The organism is Bacillus sp. V3-13 (assembly GCF_002860165.1).
In the GTDB taxonomy this organism is placed as follows: domain Bacteria; phylum Bacillota; class Bacilli; order Bacillales; family Cytobacillaceae; genus Bacillus_BJ.
Window position 1 is genome coordinate 1 of record NZ_PGUZ01000044.1, and the last position, 22,433, is coordinate 22,433.

A 22,433-nucleotide genomic window follows, 5' to 3' on the forward strand; every position below is an offset into this window, starting at 1 on the left:
AGTAATTTTTGAAGATTGTTAGTATTTCAAATCATCTGATTTAATTAGTGCAACGCTAGTGAATAAAAATAAAAAAATAATTAGCGGATAAACAATATTAAGAACCAATTTTTTCACCTCCAGATAATTTTATTCTAGCAGGAGAAAAGTGTCTTCATATAGTAATATTTTTTCTAATAATTTTTCTATAAAAGCCTGTCTTAAAAAAATGATTTCATATATAATGGAAATTACTAACATATACTGGGGTGATTTTATGGAGATTGAAGATATTTATGGGGATTTGCCTGTTCTGGAGACAGAACGACTTGTCTTAAGAAAATTAACCTTGGAAGATTTAGAAGATATTCATTCTTATGGATCAGATGAAGAAGTTTCAAAATATGTAACCTGGGATACTCATCGTTCTCTCGCAGATACTAGAGAATTCCTCGACTTTGTTTTACAACAATATGAAAACAAGAAAGTTGCTCCTTGGGGAATAGAATATAAAGAAAACAAGAGATTGATCGGAACCATTGATTTTGTGTGGTGGAAGCCTGCGCATAACAGCGCTGAAATTGGTTATGTCCTGGCTCCGCAGTACTGGGGTAAAGGCATTGCGACTGAAGCAGCAATAACAATTATTCAATTTGGATTTACTAACATGGATTTAGTTCGAATACAAGCACGATGCTTTGTTGAAAACAAAGCATCAGCAAGGGTGATGGAAAAGGCAGGAATGTCGTTTGAAGGCGTGTTGAGGAAATCAATGTTAGTAAAAGGCAGGCATCAGGATATAATGATGTATTCAGTTTTAAAAGAAGAGTTTTCGGCGCGGTATTAATGACAAGTGTCTTGAAATGATTGCTCCCAAAAGAGAATGTGCGACCATTATATTCAAATAACAAACATAAATCTCATGTCATCATAAAATATATTTCTTTAATATACAAGCGGAGCAAAGCCAGCTCCAGCCCAACTCAAAAAGAAATCTGTTCTTTCCAAGTTGGGCCTTATTATTTAAACCAGCCTTTCTTTTTAAACCATATCGCCATCCCAATCCCGACAACAAACATGACAAATAACGTGGCAAAGTACCCATATTTCCAGGTTAGTTCCGGCATGTTTTCAAAGTTCATTCCGTAAACCCCTGCAATAAACGTCAGCGGCATAAAAATGGTGGTGATAACCGTTAAAACCTTCATGACCCGGTTTGTTTGATTCGCATTTAAAGAAAGGTAGCTATCGCGGATATCCATTGTAATTTCTCTATTGGTGTCAATCATTTCCGATAATTTTCAGAGATCTCGGATCGATTTTCCATTTTCAGCTGGTTAGTATTAACCATACACGATTCGGCAAAGTCTTTTCATTTTCGACTTGTATCAACCTTGAAAAGCCCATAAAAGGCTAGGGGAGTAGCATGTTTCGACATTCTCTCCCCCTTTAACGATCATTCTAACTCGAATGACGGTGGTGAGTCATTTATTTATCCAGATAATAATGGAGGGATCATCGAATCGATTTCACATTCTATCCTCATTCTTTCAGCTACCGCCACTTGAGGGTGCTTTTTTTGGTCATACTGCCGCAAATAACGAAAAAGATATAACTGCCATAAATTAAAGGCGACCATTTGCAGGTAAATGCATGCAGTAATCGCGTGAAGTCCATCCACAAAACGATGATCCATGTGGCAGTGGGTTTTTAATTGGTGAAATAAGCAGTTTTCAATGTCCCATCGTTTATGGATCATTTTCCATATTGATTCTGCTTTCACTTCTTCCTGACAGGTTGTGACCAACAAGATCTCTTTCGTCTCCGTCTTTATCACTTTTCCGCGGCGTAAAATCTGGGTATGCTCGACAAAGCGTACAAATCTGATGCCTACCAGCACATTGGCCATCTCCATATCATAGGCTTCCCAGGCTTCCACTCGGATCACTTGATTTTTTTCCTTTGTTGTCCACACACGGTCTGGTTTTCTCTTCGAGAATAGACCGAGTGCATCCTTGACGATATCAAGGCGCATATCCTTCATTCGGATGATCAAATCGATATTGAAACTGGTGACTAGATTAATAAATGGAGCTTTCGCATACAGTGCATCACAAACGAGAATATCTGTAAAATGATGAAACCTTTCGTATAACTGTTTGACAAGCCGTTTGGCGGCAGTAATTTCGCCCTCATCCTTTTGGCAGCTATCGCCTTCCCTGACTTTTAAAGGTTCCATTCCCCATACGATTCGCGGCTCCATCCCGATTGTCATACAGCCGACAAAACGATAGTAATAATGTGTGACCCCATCTATTACGCGAGTGAGGGCCTCCTGACTGCTTTTTTTCACACTCTCAAACAGCTCGACTCCATCAATGGCTGATACAACCCATCCATCAATCGTGCCCCCGCGGAGGACTTTATTGCGACGCGCTTTTTTAATAATTTGTTCGTTCATGAGCTGAAGCTGGCTCAAATCCGCCCCGCGCAGTGACTCCCGAATCGTGTCCACAGTAGGCAGTTGTTGTCCTTTCGCCAATCTCCGGAACACCCCACAACGGATCCAGTATTCAAGCCTTTCAAGGCTTGGCATTCGAAACAGATAGCCAAATAGCATGCACAATCCAATGACCTCTGGTTTAATCCGGGGATAGATTCTTGAATCCTCATACAACTTGATCAATTGCTTCAAATCGTATATTTTAGAAGTACAACTGATCAGTTGCCTGAGCCACTGTCTAGCCACAGTGAGCTCACCTCTTAAGTTTTTCGTCTTACTTAGGAGGTTTCTTTTTTTTGACAAAAATTCCTTCCAAGTCACATCAATTTCCAGCAAAAATGGGAAAATCCTCACAAAGGCTAGATTCCTGAAACCCTTTGTTATTCCAAGGTTTATGACCGGTTATTTATTTGAATTCCGAGATTTCTGTGTAAACATGTGACGGTTTACCTGTATAAAAAAACAAAAAACAAGCTGTAAAGATGAATAGCTTGTTTCGTTGCTGTAACAAAAGATATTCAATTTCGGTTGTTTCTCATATTCTGAATCAGTTTAAAAACAAAAATGCCACAAACTATAATACTAAAATACTAATGCCGGGAATCATAATGTTAAGAAGCAATTTTTTTCACCCCCAAGGATCATTTTACTATCGAACCATAGAGTACCTTATGCGTAAAATACGTTCCATTACACTTCTAAAAATATTATCTTCATGTCAATACTAGCATGTGCATTTCATTTTTCCACCAAACGTATAAGTGTCATTACAACAATTTAATGAACAATATCGAGAGCTCCCTACTCCACATCACAATAATCAAGACAACTCCGATAATCATCTGTAACCCTGGAAATAAGGTATTTTAGTAAAAACCTCAAAGTGATGAACGCAATTGGTACCTGCACACGGATCACAGTGATATAATTTGGCACGAGATTAGAAAGGGCTGCTGTAACTTCACAAGAATTAGTGACTATAGACACAATTTTAGTATTTCAAGTTCAATTATGAGTGCTTGTATTAGATTCATCAATAATTCATCAATAACTGACAAGACAGGAAATTAGATTTCCTCTGATGAATTCTATACAATTTTTATAATGCTATTGAAAAAATTCTGAGAAATGTTAGATTTATATATATTGGTAATTAACCTAATATAAAACAAATATGAATATAAGGAGTGGTAAAGTGAAAGGTATTAACTTGTTCATGATTCCTATAATTCTATTGTCATTGTTATTTCCAAATGGATTTACTGCGGAAGCTACTGGCCCCTATTTCAGAAAAAGAATTCTTGAAAATGATCAAAAAAACAGATTCCTTTAAGGAATATAAGAAATTATTAGATGAACCATTATTACATGAAACTGTGCAAGAAGCAGTTCCTATAGGTAGAGTTGCAAGGTTTGAGTTTGATTTTAAAAATGATGAAGATGAAATAGTAAAAGTAAATTCCTATTTAACATATGTAATTGATTATGAAAAGGGAACTCTAGAAGAGTATATTGTTGATTATAGTGAACTATATACTAGCAAACGCATAGCACTACATAACCTCATTGAAGAAACGGTTGAGTACCATGATGTTTCTCAAGTCGAAGGTTTTCAAGAATATATTTCTGAAATAGAGAATAACTTAGAACAAGAACTAAATGAGGCAAAAGAGGAAGAAGCATTGCAGGCTTCTGATGGTTCTGGAGCAGCTATTCAAGCTGCTGGTACTGTATGTTGGCAATGCTCAAAGTATGAAACGTCTAAAAGCAATAGAAGTTCTTGGTGCGATTACTTCTTTTCAGTTGGTTGTGGAGCTATAGGAATGAAGACGACTATAGCAGGATGGTTATTATGTTCAGGAGTTCAAGGAGTTGCTTGTTGGATACCTTCTTATAGAATATGTGTTCAAGGAAAATGGACATCAATATGTCCAATGTAGATATCAATTAAATAATAAAAAAAGGTTTGGATAATATCCAAACCTTTTTTAAACAATAAAATGACAATTATGCGGAGGGGAAAATGAATAAAAAATTAATAACTTTTATCCTTCAAATCCTAGGAATAATGATTATATTATTATCCATTATTTACCCATTAGGATTGGGATTAACACGACAAGCTTTCTACAGTATGTTAATTATCGGATCAGTACTAATATTAGCTGGAAAAATTATACGAGCTAAAAGCGATTATTGAATTTGGATTTAAAAATATGGAATTAATTCGGATTCAAGCAAGATGCTTTGTTGAAAACAAAGCATCAGCAAGGGTGATGGAAAAGGCAGGAATGTCGTTTGAAGGTGTTTTAAGGAAAGGCATATTTGTAAAAGGCAGCCATTGGGATTTAAAGATGTATTCAGTTTTAAAAGAAGAGTTTTCATCTTAAGTTATCTTTGAGAGAAAATATACCGATGTAATGTCTAGCTCAAGAGTAGTCTAATAAAATTAATCAATCGTTTGATTAAGATAATAGCGTACATGAAATGTTGGATTTTATGATAAAAATAGTAATTCGAATTTGATTAATATAAATCAGCGGAGCTTCAACAGCAGCTCCGCTGATCTTTTACTATTAACTAATTCAAATGCTTTTAATCTTATCCGCGAAAACCTGAATTTATCTGCGAATCGGGAATAATTGGCGCCGATTTTTCATTACAATAAAAAATTAAGCCCAACTCAAAAAGAAATCTGTTCTTTCCAAGTTGGGCCTTATTATTTAAACCAGCCTTTCTTTTTAAACCATATCGCCATCCCAATCCCGACAACAAACATGACAAATAACGTGGCAAAGTACCCATATTTCCAGGTTAGTTCCGGCATGTTTTCAAAGTTCATTCCGTAAACCCCTGCAATAAACGTCAGCGGCATAAAAATGGTGGTGATAACCGTTAAGACCTTCATGACCCGGTTTGTTTGATTCGCATTTAAAGAAAGGTAGCTATCGCGAATATCCATTGTAATTTCTCTATTGGTGTCAATCATTTCCGACAATTTCAGTAAATGATCATGAATGTCAGTGAAGTATTCTTTTCTGTGTTGAAGATTTGTAAGCCGATGTGAATTTAACATTCGATATAGCAAATCCTTCATCGGAGAAACGGTATGCCTAAATGCCAGCAGATCATGCCTTGTTTCAAATAATCCTTCGAGCAGCTCTTCTATACTCTTATCAGCAGAATTGTCTTCAATTTCATTAAGAGTATCTTCTATTTTATAAATAATTGGGAAATAATTATCGACTAACTTGTCGATTACATGATATAAAACAAGATTTTGATCCCATTGCTCCAGTTTACTTGATTCGTGAAGCCGGTTCCATACCTCTTCAATTTCATTTGATTTATGCTGATGAAACGTAACGATATAATGTTCACCGAGAAACATATTTACTTCTTCTTTCTCGAACGTGTCAGGATTTACACTATGAGTTACAAAAAAAACTTGTTCCTCATAATAGTCCAGCTTCGGCCGTTGCAGCCTGACCGTACAATCTTCAATCGCAAGCGGATGGAAATGAAGAGGATCATGTAATGAATGAATTTCTTCAGCTGTCGGTTCTGAATAATCAATCCAGTACCACAGATAGTTATTTGAAATAAGCTCCTCAATAGTTATGTCACTTACCAATTTGTGCGAATGAGTAATGGCACATGTTTTGATCATTTCAGCCTCTCCTAATAGGAACAAAAAATATTTCCTTTTACAATATAATGAACTTATTTCTTATTAAGTAAGCGATTTTTTATAAAGAGAGCGGCGAATAAAATAAGTAGAACTGCCAAAATAGCGTAGACCACATTTGAATAAATATCCATATAACCGACAATGGTTTCCCAGGAAGATCCAACCGCAGCTCCGATATTGACGAGGATAATATTCCAGATGAGTGTCCCGGCTGTTGTAAAAATGAGGAAAAACCCAAAGTTCATCCGGGCCATACCCGCCGGCACAGAAATAAGGCTTCTGATCAAAGGGATCAGCCGGCAGAAGAAAACCGTCCAAACCCCGTACTTGTCAAACCATTCATTTGCTTTATGGACATCCTTTTTTGTCAGACGAAGGATATGGCCCCATCTATCGACGATCTTTTCGATTCGTTCCATATTAATCAGCAAGCCAACCCAATAAAGAACGCCTGCCCCGGCAACGGACCCAAGTGTAGAAACGGCGACAACTCCCGCTATGCTCATAGTTGATGTCGTTGTCATAAAACCGCCAAATGTTAAAATGACCTCTGACGGGATTGGCGGAAAAATATTTTCCAGCGCAATAAGCAAAAATATCCCCAAATATCCGTAATCATTCATAATTTCTGTGATCCAGTTTTCCATTTTGATATTCTCCCTAAAATAGTTATTTTATTTCTCGAATCATTATCTTCTTATTCTATACTTCCCTCTCGTAACATCGCTCCTGAATGTTAAGGTCGAGGATAATATCATAATTATCATTATAACAAGAGGATAAACGTGAATGAAACACATACCTTAAAACTGGCCGAATTAACAGATTCCGTACCAGTTCAATCTTCATGGTTAGTTGATATTTTAACTTCACCTGGACACACCATCCTGTCCACTATATTTTATTCGAAAGTATGAAACTAATTTCCATTCTAACAAATTTTGCTGATACAAAAATAACATACTCTTTATCGTGAATTTAAAAATAAGCTTTTCGCCAATCCATGTGGACGCATGTACACACAAAAGCCTCGATAGCCTCTTCCATATGCGTACTTTATACTAAAGTCAATTTATTAGACATTATCGTAATAAAATATTATTCTACCTTTGAGGCAGTCTTTTTTTAAAACGCCATTTTAAAGGCCTCCAGCTTCCGGTTGCCTCCTTAATACCTTTTAATAGTATGGAGATTCATATACTTGGAAACTATCATTTGAGTCTATTTCCATATTCGGGTAACTATCAACCTCTATAGCGATAAAGCTTTATAATGCAACAAAAATGCTCGAGCAAAATAAAATTGTAAGTTAATTCCTTCCCGTTTTTGTCACAATTTTTTTAGTATAATTATGTTAACATCATATGTATAGTGTTAATGAAAAATACTTTGGTCAGCCGTTTATGCTTATGATTGTGTGAACAGTTGAGCATTTTTTGTGATGTAATGAACAATAATTTTTTCCTAAAAGGAGTGAACATAGTGAAGCCAATCAAAAAACTGGTTTCTCTTCTTGCCATCATTCCAGTCATTTTATTAAGTGGCTGTGCACCTGACATGGTTGTATTTGAACCGCAGGGTCCTGCAGCGAGATCCATTATGGAATTAATCAATTGGTCCTTATGGTGGATGCTGCTCGTAGTGGTGGTTGTATTTGCATTATTTGGTTATATCGTCTGGAAATACAGAGAAAGAAAAGAAAACATGGATTACGAGCCACCAGAAGAACACGGGAGTACTCTTCTTGAAATTATTTGGACCGGCATTCCGATTCTTATTGTGCTTGCCTTGACAATTCCAACAGTTAAAACGCTTTACGCATTGGAAGATGTGCCTAAAGGCTATGAGGATAAGGAACCGATTACGATTCATGTAACCTCTGCCGATTGGAAGTGGATCTTCAGCTATCCAGAACAAGGAATTGAAACTGTAAACTATGTGAACATTCCTGAGGATACTCCAGTCAGATTTAAGCTTACTTCCGCCAGTACGATGCAATCTTTCTGGGTTCCTGCTTTGGGCGGCCAGAAGTACACAATGGGTAAAATGGAAACGCAAATGTATCTTGTTGCCGACAATCCGGGATCGTATGAAGGCAGAAACACAAACTTTAACGGAAAAGGTTATGCGGAAATGCAGTTTGAAGTTCTTGCCCAGACCCAGGATGAATTTGACAAGTGGGTGGATGAGGTTCAAGCAACAGCTCCAAAGCTAACCGAAAAAGAGTATGAGAAAATGCTCGAACCAACGCACTTGGGCCGGATGACTTTTTCAAACACGCATTTAGCATGGGTTGACCACGCTGACATGGATTCGAAGACGTATACAAACCCGGATCTTTATAAGACTCATGGTTACCGGGGCAGAACGTTTGAGGAAGAAGACAACTATAAAAACAAAAATGATAATAAACAAGAAGATCATCATGAAGAACATGAGCATCATGAAAATCATGTAGATACTGAACAAGCCGATGGAGGTGACCATCATGGGCATTAAATGGGATGAGATTTTATTAACTGGAGACCCATTATTACTAGGTTCACAGATTGCCATTCTTTTAACGATGATTGGTATCGTTGCTGGACTTACTTATTTGAAGAAGTGGAAATGGCTGTGGACGGAATGGCTGACCACTGTAGATCACAAACGAATTGGAATTATGTATATTATTTCAGCAGTGTTGATGTTTTTCCGTGGCGGCATGGATGGATTGTTGATGAAAGCACAGACATCCCGTCCTGAAATGCAGCTTTTGGACGCACAGCATTACAATGAAATTTTTACAACGCACGGAGTTATTATGATTTTGTTCATGGCGATGCCTTTCCTGATCGGTTTAATGAACGTCGTAATTCCGCTGCAAATCGGTGCAAGAGACGTGGCTTTCCCGCAACTGAATGCCTTAAGCTTCTGGCTGTTCTTCAGCGGGGCGATGCTATTCAATATTTCGTTTGTCGTCGGTGGCTCACCTGATGCAGGCTGGACATCCTATTTTCCTCTCGCAGGAAAAGAATTCAGTCCGGGAATCGGCAATAACTATTATGCGATTGCCCTTCAGATTGCCGGGATAGGTACATTGATGACAGGGATTAACTTCATTGTTACGATTCTCAAAATGCGGACTAAAGGCATGACATTGATGAAAATGCCAATGTTCACATGGACGACATTAGTAACGTCTGTCATTATCGTAGCCGCTTTCCCAATTTTCACAGTCGCGCTTGCGTTAATGACATTTGACCGCCTCTATGGAACTCATTTCTTTACACTTTCCGGCGGCGGGATGGATATGCTCTGGGCCAACCTTTTCTGGTTATGGGCCCATCCGGAAGTATATATTGTCGCTTTACCTGCTTTCGGTATTTTTTCAGAGATTATTGCAACATTTTCGCGTAAATCTCTATTCGGCTATAAATCAATGGTCGGCTCGATTGTCGGTATTGCCGTGTTAAGTATGGTTGTTTGGGTCCACCACTTCTATACGATGGGTGCAGGACCTGGTGTAAACTCATTTTTCTCGATTACAACAATGGCAATTGCCGTGCCGACTGGTGTGAAAGTCTTCAACTGGCTGTTCACAATGCGAAAGGGCCGGATTAAAATGGCTACCCCAATGCTTTGGGCGCTCGCCTTCGTTCCATGTTTTGTTATTGGAGGCGTAACAGGTGTCATGCTTGGGATGGGTGCAGCTGACTACCAGTACCATAACACACTGTTCCTGGTCGCTCACTTCCATTACGTGCTTATTCCTGGTGTTGTATTTGCCGTATTTGGCGCACTTTACTACTGGTGGCCAAAAATGTTTGGCCATATGCTGAACGAAAGACTTGGAAAGTGGCATTTCTGGCTGTTTGTCATTGGTTTCAACGTTACATTCATGCCGATGTTCTTCCTTGGCTTAAACGGGGCCGTTCGCCGTGCCTACACATATTCAGCTGAATCAGGATTTGCCCCATTGTTTGGCTTATCGGCTATCGGTTCAGTCATACTGGCGGCAGGCTTCGCCGTCTTCTGCTATAACATCTATTGGAGCATCCGCTATGCCGACCGCAATATTTCGAGCGATCCTTGGGATGCAAGAACATTGGAATGGGCTACAGCATCACCTGTTCAGCACTACAATTTTGCAAAATTGCATGCAGTAGAAACTCAGGATGCTTTCTGGCACATGAAGAAAACGAAAAAAGGTTTAACACTTTCAGATAAAGAAATCGAAGAAATTCACATGCCAAGCAACTCCGGCCTGCCTTTCATTATGTGCGTTGCATTCGGTATTGCAGGATTCTTCCTCGTATTTGAATGGCATATTGCTGCAGCCATTGCCGGTCTTGGTATTATTGCAGGATTAATTGTTCGTTCATTTGATTATAACGATGGATACCACATTCCAGTGGACGAAATCAAAGAAACAGAACACGCTTGGAGAAACGTTGAAGGAGAGGTGAATAATCATGTCAGCTAATGTCAATACGTCATTGCCTTTGGAATACCAAACAGAACAAAGCCGCCTGAACATTCTCGGGTTCTGGATTTTCCTTGGCGCTGAAATTGTTTTATTTGCCACGCTTTTCGGTGTTTATGCAGTACTTTATCAACGTTATGCAGGCGGTCCAACCCATCAGGATATTATTATGATCAAAGAAGTCATGATCCAGACGATCCTGCTTTTAACAAGCAGCTTTACGATGGGACTCGCAATCTTTGAAATGCGGCGCAGCAACCTGAAGGGACTGCTAACCTGGCTCGTCATTACCTTATTGCTCGGTGCAGGGTTCCTTTTCATGGAAATAAATGAATTCACGCATTACGTCCATAACGGCGCAACGATGCAAACCAGCGCCTTCCTGTCAAGCTTTTTCGTATTGCTTGGAACGCACGGGGCACACGTGACGCTCGGGATTGGCTGGGCGATTATGATTATCATCCAGCTTGTTAAACGGGGATTAACACCGGTAACAGCGCGTAAAACGTTCATTATCGGTTTGTACTGGCACTTCCTTGATGTTGTCTGGATTTTCATTTTCACATTTGTTTATTTAAAAGGGATGGTGGCCTAGATGGATAAGAAAACAAAAGCTTTTCCAATCTGCCATGTCGCAGGATTTGTTATATCATTGGTGCTAACCTTTGCCGCTGCTGGCATAGCACTGAAAACCAGTTTATCCTTCAAAATGATCATGATGATCATCGGCACATTAGCTGTGCTGCAGGCTGCCCTTCAGCTGACGATGTTCATGCACATGAATGAAGGCGAAGATGGCAAAACACAAACGATCAACGTGATTTATGGCATCTTCACTGCTATTATCATTGTGGCAGGTTCTGTATGGGTGATGTCATTTGGGATGCACTCCCATTAATTTGATAGTTTTATAGAAAAAATTCCGGCTTGAGTCAAGCCGGAATTTTTTTATTACACGATTTATGCTGCTTGTTTGAGCTTTCCTGCTTTCTCTTTCTTCCTTTTTCCCGCAGTTATTCTCTTTACCCCTCCCGCCAGGCCAGATGGAAACGCCAATAAAACAATGATGTATAAGAGCCCAAGGAAGATCGTCCACCTTTCAAATATCGGGTAGTCTGCCGCAAGCTCTGATAGGAAATGCTGGATAAATTCCACCACTCCGGCGCCGGCAATCGCCCCCACTAATGTTCCCAGTCCGCCAATCATCGTCATCAATAATGCATCCAAAGTGGTTTCAATCGAAAATACTGACGTATTGACAAACCGGAGAGTTACCACATATAATGCCCCGCTAAAGGCTGCCACCGTTCCGGCTACAATACTGGCAATTACTTTATAATGCAGGATTTTAAAACCGAGCGCTTCGGCACGCTGCTCATTTTGGGAAATCGCTTTTAATACTTTTCCTAAAGATGATGCCGTAAAAAGCCGCAGCAATACGAAAAGGACAACAAGACTAATTAACGAGATATAGTAAAATGAGAACCGGTCCCGAAAAATATCGGGTACACGGAAAGTGAAGCCGTCGCTTCCATGGGTCAACGTCCGCCATTTTTCCGCAAGCACAAGAAATAGCTGGGAAACAGCAAGTGTGAGCATCGCATAAAAATGGCTTTTTAATCGCAGTGACAGCATGCCAATGATATAACTAACCAGCGCCGCCAGAGCAACCGCAACACATACACCAATGAAAAAGTTCATTAACGTTGCCTCATAACGATCGAGCATGAGCGCAATGCTATACGAACCTATCCCAAAAAACATACAATGCCCAAATGAAACAATTCCCGTATAACCCAGGAGGATATCAAAACTCATCGCAAAAATGGCGAAAATAAATATTTGCGTAAACAAAATCAGCATGCTCCGGGAGTCATTTATGACCGGAAACAGCATTAAAAAGAAAAGAACGGCTATCCCCCACGGTAGTTGAATCCGTTTCGACAATTCGGTCATGACGAACTCACCCCTTTTTCACCAAAAAGTCCTGTCGGCTTGACCAATAAGACGAACAAAAGCAGCAACATATTCATGGCAAGTGATAAATCAGGAAGATAATACGCCATAAAGGCTCCTGCTATCCCGACGATAAGGGAAGCAACAGCAGAACCCTGGACGCTCCCCATCCCGCCAATAATGACGACGATAAAAGCCAAAACAGCATACTGCATGCCCATTTCTGCAAAAACAACACCGGAATACGGCGCGAGCAATGAACCGCCCAATGCAGCCATCCCGGCTCCCATTAAAAATACAAAGGAGAAAATGGCTTTGATGTTTATGCCCAGTGCCTGGACCATCTCCTTGTCAATGACGCCGGCACGGATCATCAGCCCTATTTTTGTTTTCTTCAACAGCAGCAATAAGCCGGCGTAGAGAACCAGGCCAATCACAATGACAAACAACCGGTATTTAATCAGGATAATTCCGTCCAACACCAGGCTTCCTTGCAGCCAGGCCGGCAATGAAGCGCGAATCGGGTTGGGTCCCCAAAACACTTTTAAGCATTCAGATAATACAAGCATGCCGCCAAGTGTAACAAGAAGCTGAAGGACATGGTTTCCATATACAGGGCTGATCAAAAATTTCTCCAATATCCAGCCGAGGATCATTCCGATCGCAACGGCACCGGTTATCGCCAAAATAAAGCTTCCGGTTTCATTAAATATCCATACACCCATATAAGCTCCCCAGGCGAACAAGCCGCCATGAGCAAAATTCAGGACACTCATGAGCCCAAAAATGAGCGTAAGCCCTGATGCCAATAAAAAAATCAGCATTCCCGTTGAAACACCGTTTACAAATAAATTCACCACCACTTCCACTTCCGCCTGCACCTCCCTTTAACGGTCAAGCAATCCCCAAATATTTTCGGCATGTTTCTTTATCATCTTTCAGTTCACTCATCAAGCCATTGTGGACAATCTTGCCGTCATCCATAATGTAAAAATACTCGCCGATTTGGCTTGCCATCAAAAAATTTTGCTCGACAAGCAGCACGGTTGTTTTTTCTTTCATTTTTAAAATCGATTCCTTGAGCTTTTCAACCATAATCGGTGACAATCCTTTACTCGGCTCGTCAATTAACATTAGCCCGTCACTGTTTATATAAGCCCGCGAAATGGCAAGCATCTGTTTTTGCCCTCCGCTTAACAGGCCGCTTTTTTTATGCCAAAATTTTTTTAAGTCTGGAAACAACTCCAGCATCCAGTCAACTTTTTCTTCCGTATCGGCACTTTTTTTCGTTTGGGCGAGGGCAAATGTTTCTTCCACCGTTAAGTCGTGGAATATTCCCTGGTTTTCCGGCACATAGCCGATTCCTTTTTGTGAAATCAAATGGGTCGGCAATCCGCTCACTTTCTCTTCGCCATAATAAACAGCTCCATTGGCAATCGTATGAAAGCCCATAATCGAACGGAGCGTTGTTGTTTTCCCGGCACCATTTCTGCCAAATAAAACAGTTATCGCCCCCCGGTCGACACTAAACGAGACCCCTTGTAAAATATGGAACTGATCCAAATAAGTTTCTATATTAACCACCTTTAAAAGCGTCATTATACAAGCCCCCTAAATAAGCAGATTGCACACGTTCATCTTTAATAATCTCGTCCGGTAAGCCTTCTGCCAGTAATTCCCCGTGAAACAGCACCACAAGATGGTCTGACAGATGAAGGATCATTTCCATTTTGTGCTCGATTAGCACAATGGTTTTGTCGCTTTCTTTTTTAATATTCTCGATTACTTGTAAAATGGCCGGAACCTCTTCTATCGATATGCCGGCTGTTGGTTCATCAAGCAGCAATAAATCTGTCTTAAGTGCCAACAGCATCGCCAGTTCCAGTTTCCGCTTCTCTCCATGCGCCAGGTCTTTTGCAAGGACTTCTTCTTTTCCCTCAAGCAAGACCATTTCAAGAAGATGCTTTGCTTGTTTTTGCTGTTGCCGGAACCCGGATGGTTTCGGAAATAGGCGATAGTAATCCTTGGCAAATGACTGCACGCCAAGCCGGACATTTTCAAGCACTGTCAAGTCAGGAAAAATATTCATAAGCTGAAAAGAACGCCCGATGCCGAGCCGGGTCCTGTTAGCAATCGATAACCGGGTAATATTCCGCTCCTTAAAGTAAATCTCTCCTTTTGTCGGGGAAAGCTGGCCGCTTAACAGATTAAACAAAGTCGTTTTACCTGCACCGTTCGGCCCAATAATCGACGTCAGCTTTCCTTTTGGAATATTTAGATGAACGTCTTTAATGACTTGATGGTCTCCAAAAGACACAGAGAGATTGCGGGCTTCCAATAAATTCTCCAAGCCTTAAGCCTCCTTTTCTGTTTAAGCTTTGCAAGCAAGAAGGAGATGCGTGATCCATCCCCTTCTGTTTGATTATTCTGAAATTAATTTCTGCAGTTATTTATTCCGGATAGGCGGCTCTGTTTCTTCCATGCTTAATTCTTTCACCAGGACAGGAACGGGATGGTCGACACCGTCTTGTTTTTCCAGTGTGATCGCATAAAGCGCCTGCAGTGCTTGGTGGTCTTCAGCCCGGAATTTCATCGGTCCCTTCGGTGTCTCAAATTCCATGCCTTCCATCGTCTCAATGAGAGTATCAACATCGGTATCTCCCTCAGTCTGTTTTAATGCTTCGACGATCGAAATGGCCGCTGACATGCCACCAGCAGTGAACAAGTCCGGAATTGCCCCATTATTCCGTTTTTTATGTTCCTCCACCAGCCAATCATTCACTTTATTGTCTGGAAGTGTATGATAATAAATCGAGAAGCCTTCCATTCCAACAAGGGCGTCCATCGTTTTTAGTGATGCGATATCCTGTGCAGCCGTTGAAATTTTGATTCCCTGGTCTTCAAGCTTCATGTCCTTTAATTGCTTCCACGGAGCGTTCGAACCAGCCCAAACGATGAACAAATAATCGGGCTTTGAGCTAATAATATTTTGAATGTTCGCCGTAAAATCGGTTGAGGCTGCATCGGCATATTGTTCATTGATAATCTCTGCACCCAGTTTTTCTGCTCCCTCTTTAAATGCAGCGACTCCCTCCCGGCCGTATGCATTATCTTGAGCGAATGTAGCGATTTTAACCCCTTTTTTAGCGATTGCTGCCGCACCGGCAACTGCATCCTGGGAAGAATTTCGCCCCGTTCTGAAAATGTATCGGTTCCAGTTCTCCCCTGTGATACTGTCAGCAACGGCCGGCTCAACAACCATCACTTTTTCATATTCCTCCGCAAGCGGCAATACTGCCAATGTGTCACTTGAACTTGACGATCCAACCAGGAAGTCAACTTCGTCTTCCTCCAGCAATTTCGTCGCTTTTTTAACAGCAACATCCGGTTTTGTCTCCGTGTCTTCTACGATAAATTCAATCTTTTTGCCGGCTACTTCACGTTTTCCTTCTGTTGCATAGTCGAGACCGAGCTCAAATCCCTCTACTGTTTGTTTCCCATACGATTCAAGGGCGCCTGTTAACGAAGCGAGAACACCTACCTTAATGGTGCCTTTACTTGCTTCACTTGAACTTGCTTTTCCTCCGGAGCACGCAGACGTTATGAATAGTAAACCAATTATCGATACCGAAATCAGCGTTTTAAGCCAATGACGCTTTTTTTCTTTCATCATAGATTCCCCCATTTAGTTTGCTTTCTTAAAGAATTGAATGCGTTGAAGCAGGCCATCCGCAATGATGATATTTCCGTTCTTATCAATATCAAGCCCCTGTGGTGAAAAGAAATTTCCCGCGGTTCCACTGAAGCTGCCAAACTGTTCGATAAATCTGCCGTTTTCATCGTAAATATTCATGCGATTGTTCGATGTGTCCGTCACGTAAACACGGTCATTGCTATCAATGGAAATGCCTGTTGGCAAAAAGAGATCGCCCGGGCCTTCACGCCAATTTTCCAATGGATCAAGGTTTCCTGCTCCGTTGTTCGTACCCCATTTCGCAAGAAAGTTTCCATTGTTATCAAATTTTTGGATTCTGTTATTAATTCGGTCAACAACGTATACGTTATCCTTTGAGTCAATCGCCAGCTGCATCGGTTGGGAAAATTGTCCTTCCCCGCTCCCCTTTGTTCCCCATTCCTTCACGTAATAGAAAAATGAGTTGAATTTCTGAATTCGGTTGTTTTCGGAATCAGCAACAAAAATATTGCCTTTACTGTCTACAGCCACTCCACACGGGAATTGAAAATATCCGCTTAACGTACCGAGAGAACCGTAAGATGCGAGGAACACTCCGGAATTCGAAAATTTCTGAATCCGGTGGTTAACAGAGTCGGCAACATAAACATTGTCATATCGATCGGTCGCAATCTGTCTTGGGACAAAAAATTGGCCGGCATAGCTTCCATAGCCTAATGGTCCTCCGTACCCGTACATGCTTCCCCATTTGCCAACAATTTCGCCGCTGGCATTATATTTTAAGATGCGGTGGTTAAAGGAATCGGACACGAATATATTTCCGTATGAATCACTTTCGACATCGAAAGGGCCGGCATACTGTTTATCCCCGTTCCGTGCATTGCCAACTGACATGTGATACGAAGCTGACAAGCCATATTCCTTGTAAACAAGCAGGCGGTTATTACCGGTGTCTGTAATATATAAATTCCCGAGGCCATCAGGCAAAATTTGATTCGGATAAACAAATTGCGGAAAGCTGCCTGTTGTATATAAAAATTGGTCCTGGGCATTGAACTTCATAATCCGGTTGTTATACGTATCGGCTACATATAAAGCTCCCGTTTGCCGGTCAAAATTGATACCCCGCGGATGGTAAAATTGGTATGGACCAGTTCCATTGCCAAGGCTGCCAATTTTTCGTTTATAACTCCCGGTTGCGCTAAAAACCTGAATGCGATTATTGTACGTATCAGCAATATAAATCTCGTTTTGCGCGTTTATCGCAATTCCCTGGGGCAGGGCCAATTGGCCGTTGCCTTTACCATAGCTCCCAATTGTTAGTAAATATTGACCGTCCGGGCTGTATTTCTGGATGCGATGATTGAATTCATCGGTAATGTAATAATTGTTATTCCCGTCAACAGCGATCTCTCTCGGGAAACCAAACTGGCCATTTGCTGTTCCTTTCGTTCCCCAGCTTTTAATAAATTGAAATTGTGAATTAAACTTTTGAATCCGGTAATTCCCTGTGTCCGCGACCAATATATTTCCAACCTTGTCAATGGCGATTCCAAACGGCATGTTAAACTGTCCAGGACCACTCCCCAACCGGCCAAATGTATTGATAACCTTTCCGGCAGAATCCAGCTTGACAATCCGGTGATTGCCCATATCGACCATATAAATATACCCACTGGCATCCCGTGCCATCGCGACAGGTGTCCGGAACAGATTGGCGCTGTCTGGCTCATTGCCCCACGATTTTTCATATGTAACAGTCGAGGCACTTACACCTGTCACAAACAGGCCCATCATCATGACAATCATGATCGAAAATCGCGCAATATGTTTCATACCGTTTCCCCTTTCCATTCAATTACAGTCGCGGCCCACGTATATCCCGTACCAGCGCTGACTGTGACAGCAATATCGCCGGGATTTAACTTTCCCTGTTCACTGGCAAAATGGAGGCCTATACAAGGATCAAGTGCTGACATATGCCCATGGTGATCCAAGTACATTGCTTTGTCTTCGGGTAAGTTTAAGGATTGCAACAATTCCCTGAACATGGAACGTTTTGTATGCAGCGGCAGAAGTATTTTTATATCCTCTGGCGTTAACCCGCTCTTTTTTAGTGATTGGCGAATGACTTGTGTGAAATACGGAATCGATAGCGGATCGAGCCGCGCTTTCATGCTGGCAGGATCGACGACATCGATATAATGCTGACGTTTTTCAACGGTCTCAAAACTGGCAAAATGTTTTGACCCGCCTGCTGGAATTCGGACATCGTCATGAAAAGAACCATCGGTTATGATAGCGCTTTCCAAAATACCGCTCATTGTTGCTCCCCGTTTAACTAAAGCAGCAGTCCCGCCATCAGCGAAATTAAACATAAATCGCGAGCGCGGATTATCGTAATCAACGATTTGCGATTCCTTGCATCCACCGACTAGTAAAATGTTGTGAATCGAGTGATCGGATTTCAGCATGTCCTTGGCGACTTTTAAGGCGATTGGAAAACAGGAGCTGACATTCATCATTTCAAAGGCATAGGCATTTTTCGTTCCAAGCTCATATTGAATTTTCGGGGCACTCGACCAAACATGGTAGTCTTTATGCGGGCTGCCAAAATAGATGACCACATCTATTGACAGCGGATCTGCTTTTGCCAAAATCGGCCGGGCCGCTGCAATCGCCAGATCGGAAGCATGCATCGTATCATCGGCTACATGCTTTTCGTACAAGCCAAACTTTTCAATAATGATATTTTCGGGTATCCCTGTCTTTTCGGCCAGGACGGCTGCTGTTTCGATCCCTTTTGGAAAATACGTGCTTGTCGCTTCAATCCCGATGTTCACGATATTACCTCATCCTCCTTCGGAACCATCATTACAGCTGACCCTGTCAGTACAAGCTCCTCCTTTTGATTATGGCATTCGGTTAACAGCTTTAAGATGTTCTTTTCTTTGATGAATTCTTCGACAGTGGCTGTTGCGGTGATCGTATCACCGATAAAAACGGGGGCTTTGAAACGGATCGTTTGTTCCATATACACGGAGCCTTTTCCCGGCAAATGCATACCGAGAAGCTGTGACAATAAACTTGAAGTTAGTAAACCATGCGCAATCCGCTGATTGAACCTTGTTTTCTTCGCATATTCACGATCGATATGGATCGGGTTAAAATCGCCGCTTATACCGGCAAATAAAACAAAATCGGTTTCTGTGATTGTTTTGCTGCACGACGCCTGCTGTCCTACTGTAAATCGGGCCATTTTCTTTTCACCTGCTTCTTAATTAGTTACGAGACGGTTTTTTTGGATTTTCCCGGTTGAATTTTTCGGCAGTTCATCTAAAAAGACCACTTCTTTTGGAACTTTATATTTGGCCAATAATCTGCGGCAATGGTCGATGATATCATCCTCTGTTAACCGGCTTCCCTCACTTTTCACGACATAAGCGGCCGGTACTTCTCCCCAGATCGAATCAGCAACTCCAACTACCGCTACTTCGTCTATGTCCGGAAGCTGGCTGATTGCTTGTTCTACTTCAAGCGGATAAATATTTTCCCCGCCCGAAATAATCATTTCTTTTCTTCTTCCGACAATGTACAGGAATCCTTCATCATCGACTCTTGCTAAATCCCCTGTATAAAGCCAGCCATCCCGGATCGCGTCGCTTGTTGCTTCCGGCCTTTTCCAGTATTCTTTCATCACATTCGGTCCCCGTACGATTAACTCACCCACCTCTCCCGTTCCAACTTCATTTCCTTGTCGGTCGACAAGCATGTAGTCACAAAAAAGAACAGGCTTGCCAATTGACCCTATTTTCCGGCTTGCATCTTCCTTTGATAGCATGAAGACAGTCGGCGATGTTTCCGTCATCCCAAACCCTTGCCCGAAAAGAAAGCCTTTATCGACAAACGCTTTAATCAGTTCGTGCGGACAGGGGGCGCCGCCATTATAAAACCAGCGGACAGAGTGCAACTTTGTCGTCTGGAATGACGGGCATTTTAACAGGGCTTGATGGATGGCAGGTACGCCCATCACGACCGTCGCCTGATGTTCTTCGACCATCGACAGCGCTTTAGCCGGCTCAAACTTGCCTGGTATAATAATCGTTCCTCCGGTAAATAAAGTCGGAAGTGCGAATAAACCAATTCCTCCGATATGGAAGAGCGGAAGCAAGACAATCGAACGATCTTTTGAGGTTAAATCGATTGCGAGTATATTATTAATCGCATTCCAGAACATATTTTTTTGTGTTAAAACCGCACCCTTTGGCTTACCGGTCGTACCGGATGTGTAACAAATAATAAAGGAAGCGTTTTCATTTATTTCACCGAAAGCATGCTGCGGCAGCTCTTCAAGATCTCTTAAAGTCTCTAACGCCACTACTTGTTCAATCCCCGCTTCTTTTTTCAATGATTGTGCCATCTGTTGAAATGCTTCTTCGACAAATAAAACAGCCGTTTCACTGTCGTTTAGCTGAAAGACAAGCTCGTTGACAGTTAAGCGAATATTAAGAGGCACTGCAATGCACTCAATTTTCGCAATGGCAAAAAGCAAGACGACATATTCCAAACGGTTTTGTGACAAAATCGCAATCCGATCCCCCCTTTTTACACCAAGTCCCCGCTTCAGGTAAGATGCGGCCCTGCTTATTTTCGCGTCCAATTCTTTGTAGGTGATCTTTTCTTGTTCGGTGATGATGGCAATGCGATCTGGATGTATGCTTGCGTGTTTTTCAATCCAATAGGCAATACCTTCCATAAACTCCACCTCACTTATTGTTTTTTCAACCCCTCAAAAATTAAAGTCATCGCTGCATCAAATGCTTCCCCGGGTACATCTTGCTTTTCCCAGTACACCCAGCGCATTCCGAGAAACTGGCCAATCGACATTAAGCAGTACGCCACCGTTTCCCGGTCAATCTCTTTAAACTCCCCTGCATTGATCCCAGCTGACAGGCTTTTTAAAAAACCAGCGGCAAGCTTGTCGTAATACCAGCGATACAGCTCTTCATCGACAACTACCGCCTGCTGGACAATACTGTATAAATTGCGGCGATTTTTTACCCAGTTAAAAAACGCCTGGAAACCCTTTCGCTGTGCATCTTCATAATTCACAGCTTTAGACATGCCTTCTTTAATCGTTAAACGCAAATCGCGGCTAAACTGGCGGATTAGTTCATCAAAAATATCTTTTTTCGATGGAAAGTAGTTATAAAAAGTTCCCTGGGCCACTTTTGCTTCCTGGCAAATATTAACGATCGAAGCTTCATAGTAGCCTTTTTTCCCAAACACCTCTTCCGCCGCAGCCAAAAGCTTTTCTCTCGTTTCCATTCCTTTTTGCGTCAAAATCCTCTCATCATAAACAGCTTTTTCTGACACCTGAATCACCTCTCAGTTTTTATTATATAGACTTTTCTGAATTTTACAACATGTTTTTTAATAAAATGTATTAAATCTACGACCAACAAAAAGACTTGAGAATAGTCCGGCCATTGCCCGGGATTCTCAAGTCTTTTTTGAAGATAAAAAGTTACGTAGAAATTAATATAATTGCGGTGATTTTTTATAGACAAAGGTTGAAGCTTGTCTCTGCTGAAATTGGGCAGCCCGCCTTTTTTGGCTTGCTTCTTCCATGATCTTAATGAATATGCAAAAACCAAAGGTCAATATAGATGACACCATAATACTTAAACTAATCGAAAAAAGATAGCCTTGTTTGATACCGCTTACAAATAAACTAAATAAAAACAGCGAAAAACCTGATAACCAAAACATAGTCGTTACATTCTTAATCATCTTCAACGATTTGACCTGCTGTTCACTCATGATTTTCATCTCCTTTTACAGAATATTTTATATTTGTTCACAAATTTGTCAAACTTTTTTCGCGAACAATATTTCTTTCTCATTCTCTTTCTGCTTATAGATTTATAAACCAGGCATTAGCCCAAAGCCATTTTCCTTGGCTAAACATACTAAAATTCGTGATAGAATACGGTATAACTAGCCAGGAAGGACAGTGATTTTATAATGCTGGATTCATTCAAATATAATTGGCAGGTACGGGAAGAATGGTTTGTTCATAGTAATCCAATTAAGTACAGTTAAGATAATAGACGACAAAGACTTGAATGAATACCTCATTCAA

At 41.1% G+C, this 22,433-nt stretch carries 20 protein-coding genes and 2 pseudogenes; 7 read left to right on the forward strand and 15 right to left on the reverse strand.

Annotated features, from left to right (window positions below; translation table 11 throughout):
* Positions 1-256: 256 nt before the first annotated feature.
* Positions 257-826 carry a GNAT family N-acetyltransferase gene (locus CU633_RS16195; protein ID WP_101661633.1) on the forward strand — a complete coding sequence of 190 codons (570 nt, stop codon included), beginning with the start codon at positions 257-259 and terminating at the stop codon, positions 824-826.
* A 172-nt stretch (positions 827-998) separates the two neighbouring features.
* Here the strand turns inward: CU633_RS16195 and CU633_RS16200 are convergent.
* Positions 999-1,280, reverse strand: a pseudogene (locus CU633_RS16200) (CorA family divalent cation transporter); the annotation flags it as partial.
* Positions 1,281-1,471: 191 nt separating this feature from the next.
* The gene (locus CU633_RS16205) at positions 1,472-2,728 is read right to left on the reverse strand and encodes a transposase (protein WP_142383425.1); all 1,257 of its coding nucleotides are present in this window, start codon (positions 2,726-2,728) and stop codon (positions 1,472-1,474) included.
* Positions 2,729-3,789: 1,061 nt separating this feature from the next.
* On the opposite strand from CU633_RS16205, the gene CU633_RS16210 reads away from it, so the two are divergent.
* The gene (locus CU633_RS16210; protein ID WP_101661635.1) at positions 3,790-4,422 is read left to right on the forward strand and encodes a hypothetical protein; all 633 of its coding nucleotides are present in this window, start codon (positions 3,790-3,792) and stop codon (positions 4,420-4,422) included.
* 246 nt (positions 4,423-4,668) lie between these two features.
* Positions 4,669-4,872 (forward strand): annotated as a pseudogene (locus CU633_RS16215) (GNAT family N-acetyltransferase); the annotation flags it as partial.
* A gap of 329 nt (positions 4,873-5,201) precedes the next feature.
* Here CU633_RS16215 and corA read toward each other — a convergent pair.
* Both corA and CU633_RS16225 read right to left on the reverse strand, forming a co-directional pair.
* Entirely contained in the window at positions 5,202-6,152 is a 951-nt protein-coding gene (corA, locus tag CU633_RS16220) for a magnesium/cobalt transporter CorA (RefSeq protein ID WP_101661636.1), read from the reverse strand.
* Between the two features lie 53 nt (positions 6,153-6,205).
* The gene (locus tag CU633_RS16225; protein WP_101661637.1) at positions 6,206-6,820 is read right to left on the reverse strand and encodes a DedA family protein; all 615 of its coding nucleotides are present in this window, start codon (positions 6,818-6,820) and stop codon (positions 6,206-6,208) included.
* A 799-nt stretch (positions 6,821-7,619) separates the two neighbouring features.
* On the opposite strand from CU633_RS16225, the gene qoxA reads away from it, so the two are divergent.
* Genes qoxA through qoxD form a run of 4 tightly spaced genes read left to right on the forward strand, consistent with a single transcriptional unit; the run spans position 7,620 to position 11,536 of the window.
* A complete protein-coding gene (gene qoxA, locus CU633_RS16230; RefSeq protein ID WP_180955000.1) occupies positions 7,620-8,672 on the forward strand; it encodes a cytochrome aa3 quinol oxidase subunit II in 1,053 nt (350 codons plus the stop codon).
* A complete protein-coding gene (gene qoxB, locus CU633_RS16235; protein ID WP_101661638.1) occupies positions 8,662-10,638 on the forward strand; it encodes a cytochrome aa3 quinol oxidase subunit I in 1,977 nt (658 codons plus the stop codon). Before qoxA ends, qoxB begins: the two co-directional genes overlap by 11 nt.
* A complete protein-coding gene (gene qoxC / locus CU633_RS16240) occupies positions 10,628-11,233 on the forward strand; it encodes a cytochrome aa3 quinol oxidase subunit III (protein WP_101661639.1) in 606 nt (201 codons plus the stop codon). Before qoxB ends, qoxC begins: the two co-directional genes overlap by 11 nt.
* The gene (qoxD, locus tag CU633_RS16245; protein WP_101661640.1) at positions 11,234-11,536 is read left to right on the forward strand and encodes a cytochrome aa3 quinol oxidase subunit IV; all 303 of its coding nucleotides are present in this window, start codon (positions 11,234-11,236) and stop codon (positions 11,534-11,536) included.
* Between the two features lie 62 nt (positions 11,537-11,598).
* On the opposite strand, the gene CU633_RS16250 is transcribed toward qoxD, so the two are convergent.
* The 11 genes from CU633_RS16250 to CU633_RS16300 form a co-directional block, all read right to left on the reverse strand.
* Entirely contained in the window at positions 11,599-12,594 is a 996-nt protein-coding gene (locus tag CU633_RS16250; protein WP_101661641.1) for a branched-chain amino acid ABC transporter permease, read from the reverse strand.
* Positions 12,591-13,463 (reverse strand): branched-chain amino acid ABC transporter permease, encoded by an 873-nt coding sequence (locus CU633_RS16255; RefSeq protein WP_101661642.1) that lies wholly within the window; start codon positions 13,461-13,463, stop codon positions 12,591-12,593. The genes CU633_RS16250 and CU633_RS16255 overlap by 4 nt, the downstream gene beginning before the upstream one ends.
* A 25-nt stretch (positions 13,464-13,488) precedes the next feature.
* Positions 13,489-14,193 (reverse strand): branched-chain amino acid ABC transporter ATP-binding protein, encoded by a 705-nt coding sequence (locus CU633_RS16260; RefSeq protein WP_101661643.1) that lies wholly within the window; start codon positions 14,191-14,193, stop codon positions 13,489-13,491.
* Positions 14,171-14,944 carry an ABC transporter ATP-binding protein gene (locus CU633_RS16265; RefSeq protein WP_101661644.1) on the reverse strand — a complete coding sequence of 258 codons (774 nt, stop codon included), beginning with the start codon at positions 14,942-14,944 and terminating at the stop codon, positions 14,171-14,173. The genes CU633_RS16260 and CU633_RS16265 overlap by 23 nt, the downstream gene beginning before the upstream one ends.
* Before the next feature lie 96 nt (positions 14,945-15,040).
* A complete protein-coding gene (locus CU633_RS16270; RefSeq protein ID WP_101661645.1) occupies positions 15,041-16,264 on the reverse strand; it encodes a substrate-binding domain-containing protein in 1,224 nt (407 codons plus the stop codon).
* A gap of 15 nt (positions 16,265-16,279) precedes the next feature.
* Positions 16,280-18,082: a 6-bladed beta-propeller gene (locus tag CU633_RS16275; RefSeq protein WP_374703382.1), complete on the reverse strand. Its 1,803-nt coding sequence runs from the start codon at positions 18,080-18,082 to the stop codon at positions 16,280-16,282.
* A gap of 38 nt (positions 18,083-18,120) precedes the next feature.
* Positions 18,121-19,131 carry a 3-oxoacyl-ACP synthase gene (locus CU633_RS16280; RefSeq protein ID WP_101661646.1) on the reverse strand — a complete coding sequence of 337 codons (1,011 nt, stop codon included), beginning with the start codon at positions 19,129-19,131 and terminating at the stop codon, positions 18,121-18,123.
* Positions 19,128-19,547 carry a MaoC family dehydratase gene (locus CU633_RS16285; protein WP_101661647.1) on the reverse strand — a complete coding sequence of 140 codons (420 nt, stop codon included), beginning with the start codon at positions 19,545-19,547 and terminating at the stop codon, positions 19,128-19,130. Before CU633_RS16285 ends, CU633_RS16280 begins: the two co-directional genes overlap by 4 nt.
* An 18-nt stretch (positions 19,548-19,565) precedes the next feature.
* Positions 19,566-21,044, reverse strand: a complete 1,479-nt coding sequence (locus CU633_RS16290; RefSeq protein ID WP_101661648.1) for an o-succinylbenzoate--CoA ligase — start codon at positions 21,042-21,044, stop codon at positions 19,566-19,568.
* A gap of 14 nt (positions 21,045-21,058) precedes the next feature.
* Positions 21,059-21,664, reverse strand: a complete 606-nt coding sequence (locus tag CU633_RS16295; RefSeq protein ID WP_142383427.1) for a TetR/AcrR family transcriptional regulator — start codon at positions 21,662-21,664, stop codon at positions 21,059-21,061.
* A gap of 162 nt (positions 21,665-21,826) precedes the next feature.
* Positions 21,827-22,111: a hypothetical protein gene (locus CU633_RS16300; RefSeq protein ID WP_101661649.1), complete on the reverse strand. Its 285-nt coding sequence runs from the start codon at positions 22,109-22,111 to the stop codon at positions 21,827-21,829.
* Positions 22,112-22,433: the final 322 nt, after the last annotated feature.

Coding starts and splice junctions, on each gene's coding strand:
- CU633_RS16195 (WP_101661633.1), top strand. CDS start 257: ATGGAGATTGAAGATATTTATGGGGATTTGCCTGTTCTGGAGACAGAA.
- CU633_RS16210 (WP_101661635.1), top strand. CDS start 3,790: ATGATCAAAAAAACAGATTCCTTTAAGGAATATAAGAAATTATTAGAT.
- corA (WP_101661636.1), bottom strand. CDS start 6,152: ATGATCAAAACATGTGCCATTACTCATTCGCACAAATTGGTAAGTGAC.
- CU633_RS16225 (WP_101661637.1), bottom strand. CDS start 6,820: ATGGAAAACTGGATCACAGAAATTATGAATGATTACGGATATTTGGGG.
- qoxA (WP_180955000.1), top strand. CDS start 7,620: ATGAACAATAATTTTTTCCTAAAAGGAGTGAACATAGTGAAGCCAATC.
- qoxB (WP_101661638.1), top strand. CDS start 8,662: ATGGGCATTAAATGGGATGAGATTTTATTAACTGGAGACCCATTATTA.
- qoxC (WP_101661639.1), top strand. CDS start 10,628: ATGTCAGCTAATGTCAATACGTCATTGCCTTTGGAATACCAAACAGAA.
- qoxD (WP_101661640.1), top strand. CDS start 11,234: ATGGATAAGAAAACAAAAGCTTTTCCAATCTGCCATGTCGCAGGATTT.
- CU633_RS16250 (WP_101661641.1), bottom strand. CDS start 12,594: ATGACCGAATTGTCGAAACGGATTCAACTACCGTGGGGGATAGCCGTT.
- CU633_RS16260 (WP_101661643.1), bottom strand. CDS start 14,193: ATGACGCTTTTAAAGGTGGTTAATATAGAAACTTATTTGGATCAGTTC.
- CU633_RS16270 (WP_101661645.1), bottom strand. CDS start 16,264: ATGAAAGAAAAAAAGCGTCATTGGCTTAAAACGCTGATTTCGGTATCG.
- CU633_RS16275 (WP_374703382.1), bottom strand. CDS start 18,082: ATGGGCCTGTTTGTGACAGGTGTAAGTGCCTCGACTGTTACATATGAA.
- CU633_RS16285 (WP_101661647.1), bottom strand. CDS start 19,547: ATGGCCCGATTTACAGTAGGACAGCAGGCGTCGTGCAGCAAAACAATC.
- CU633_RS16290 (WP_101661648.1), bottom strand. CDS start 21,044: ATGGAAGGTATTGCCTATTGGATTGAAAAACACGCAAGCATACATCCA.
- CU633_RS16300 (WP_101661649.1), bottom strand. CDS start 22,111: ATGAGTGAACAGCAGGTCAAATCGTTGAAGATGATTAAGAATGTAACG.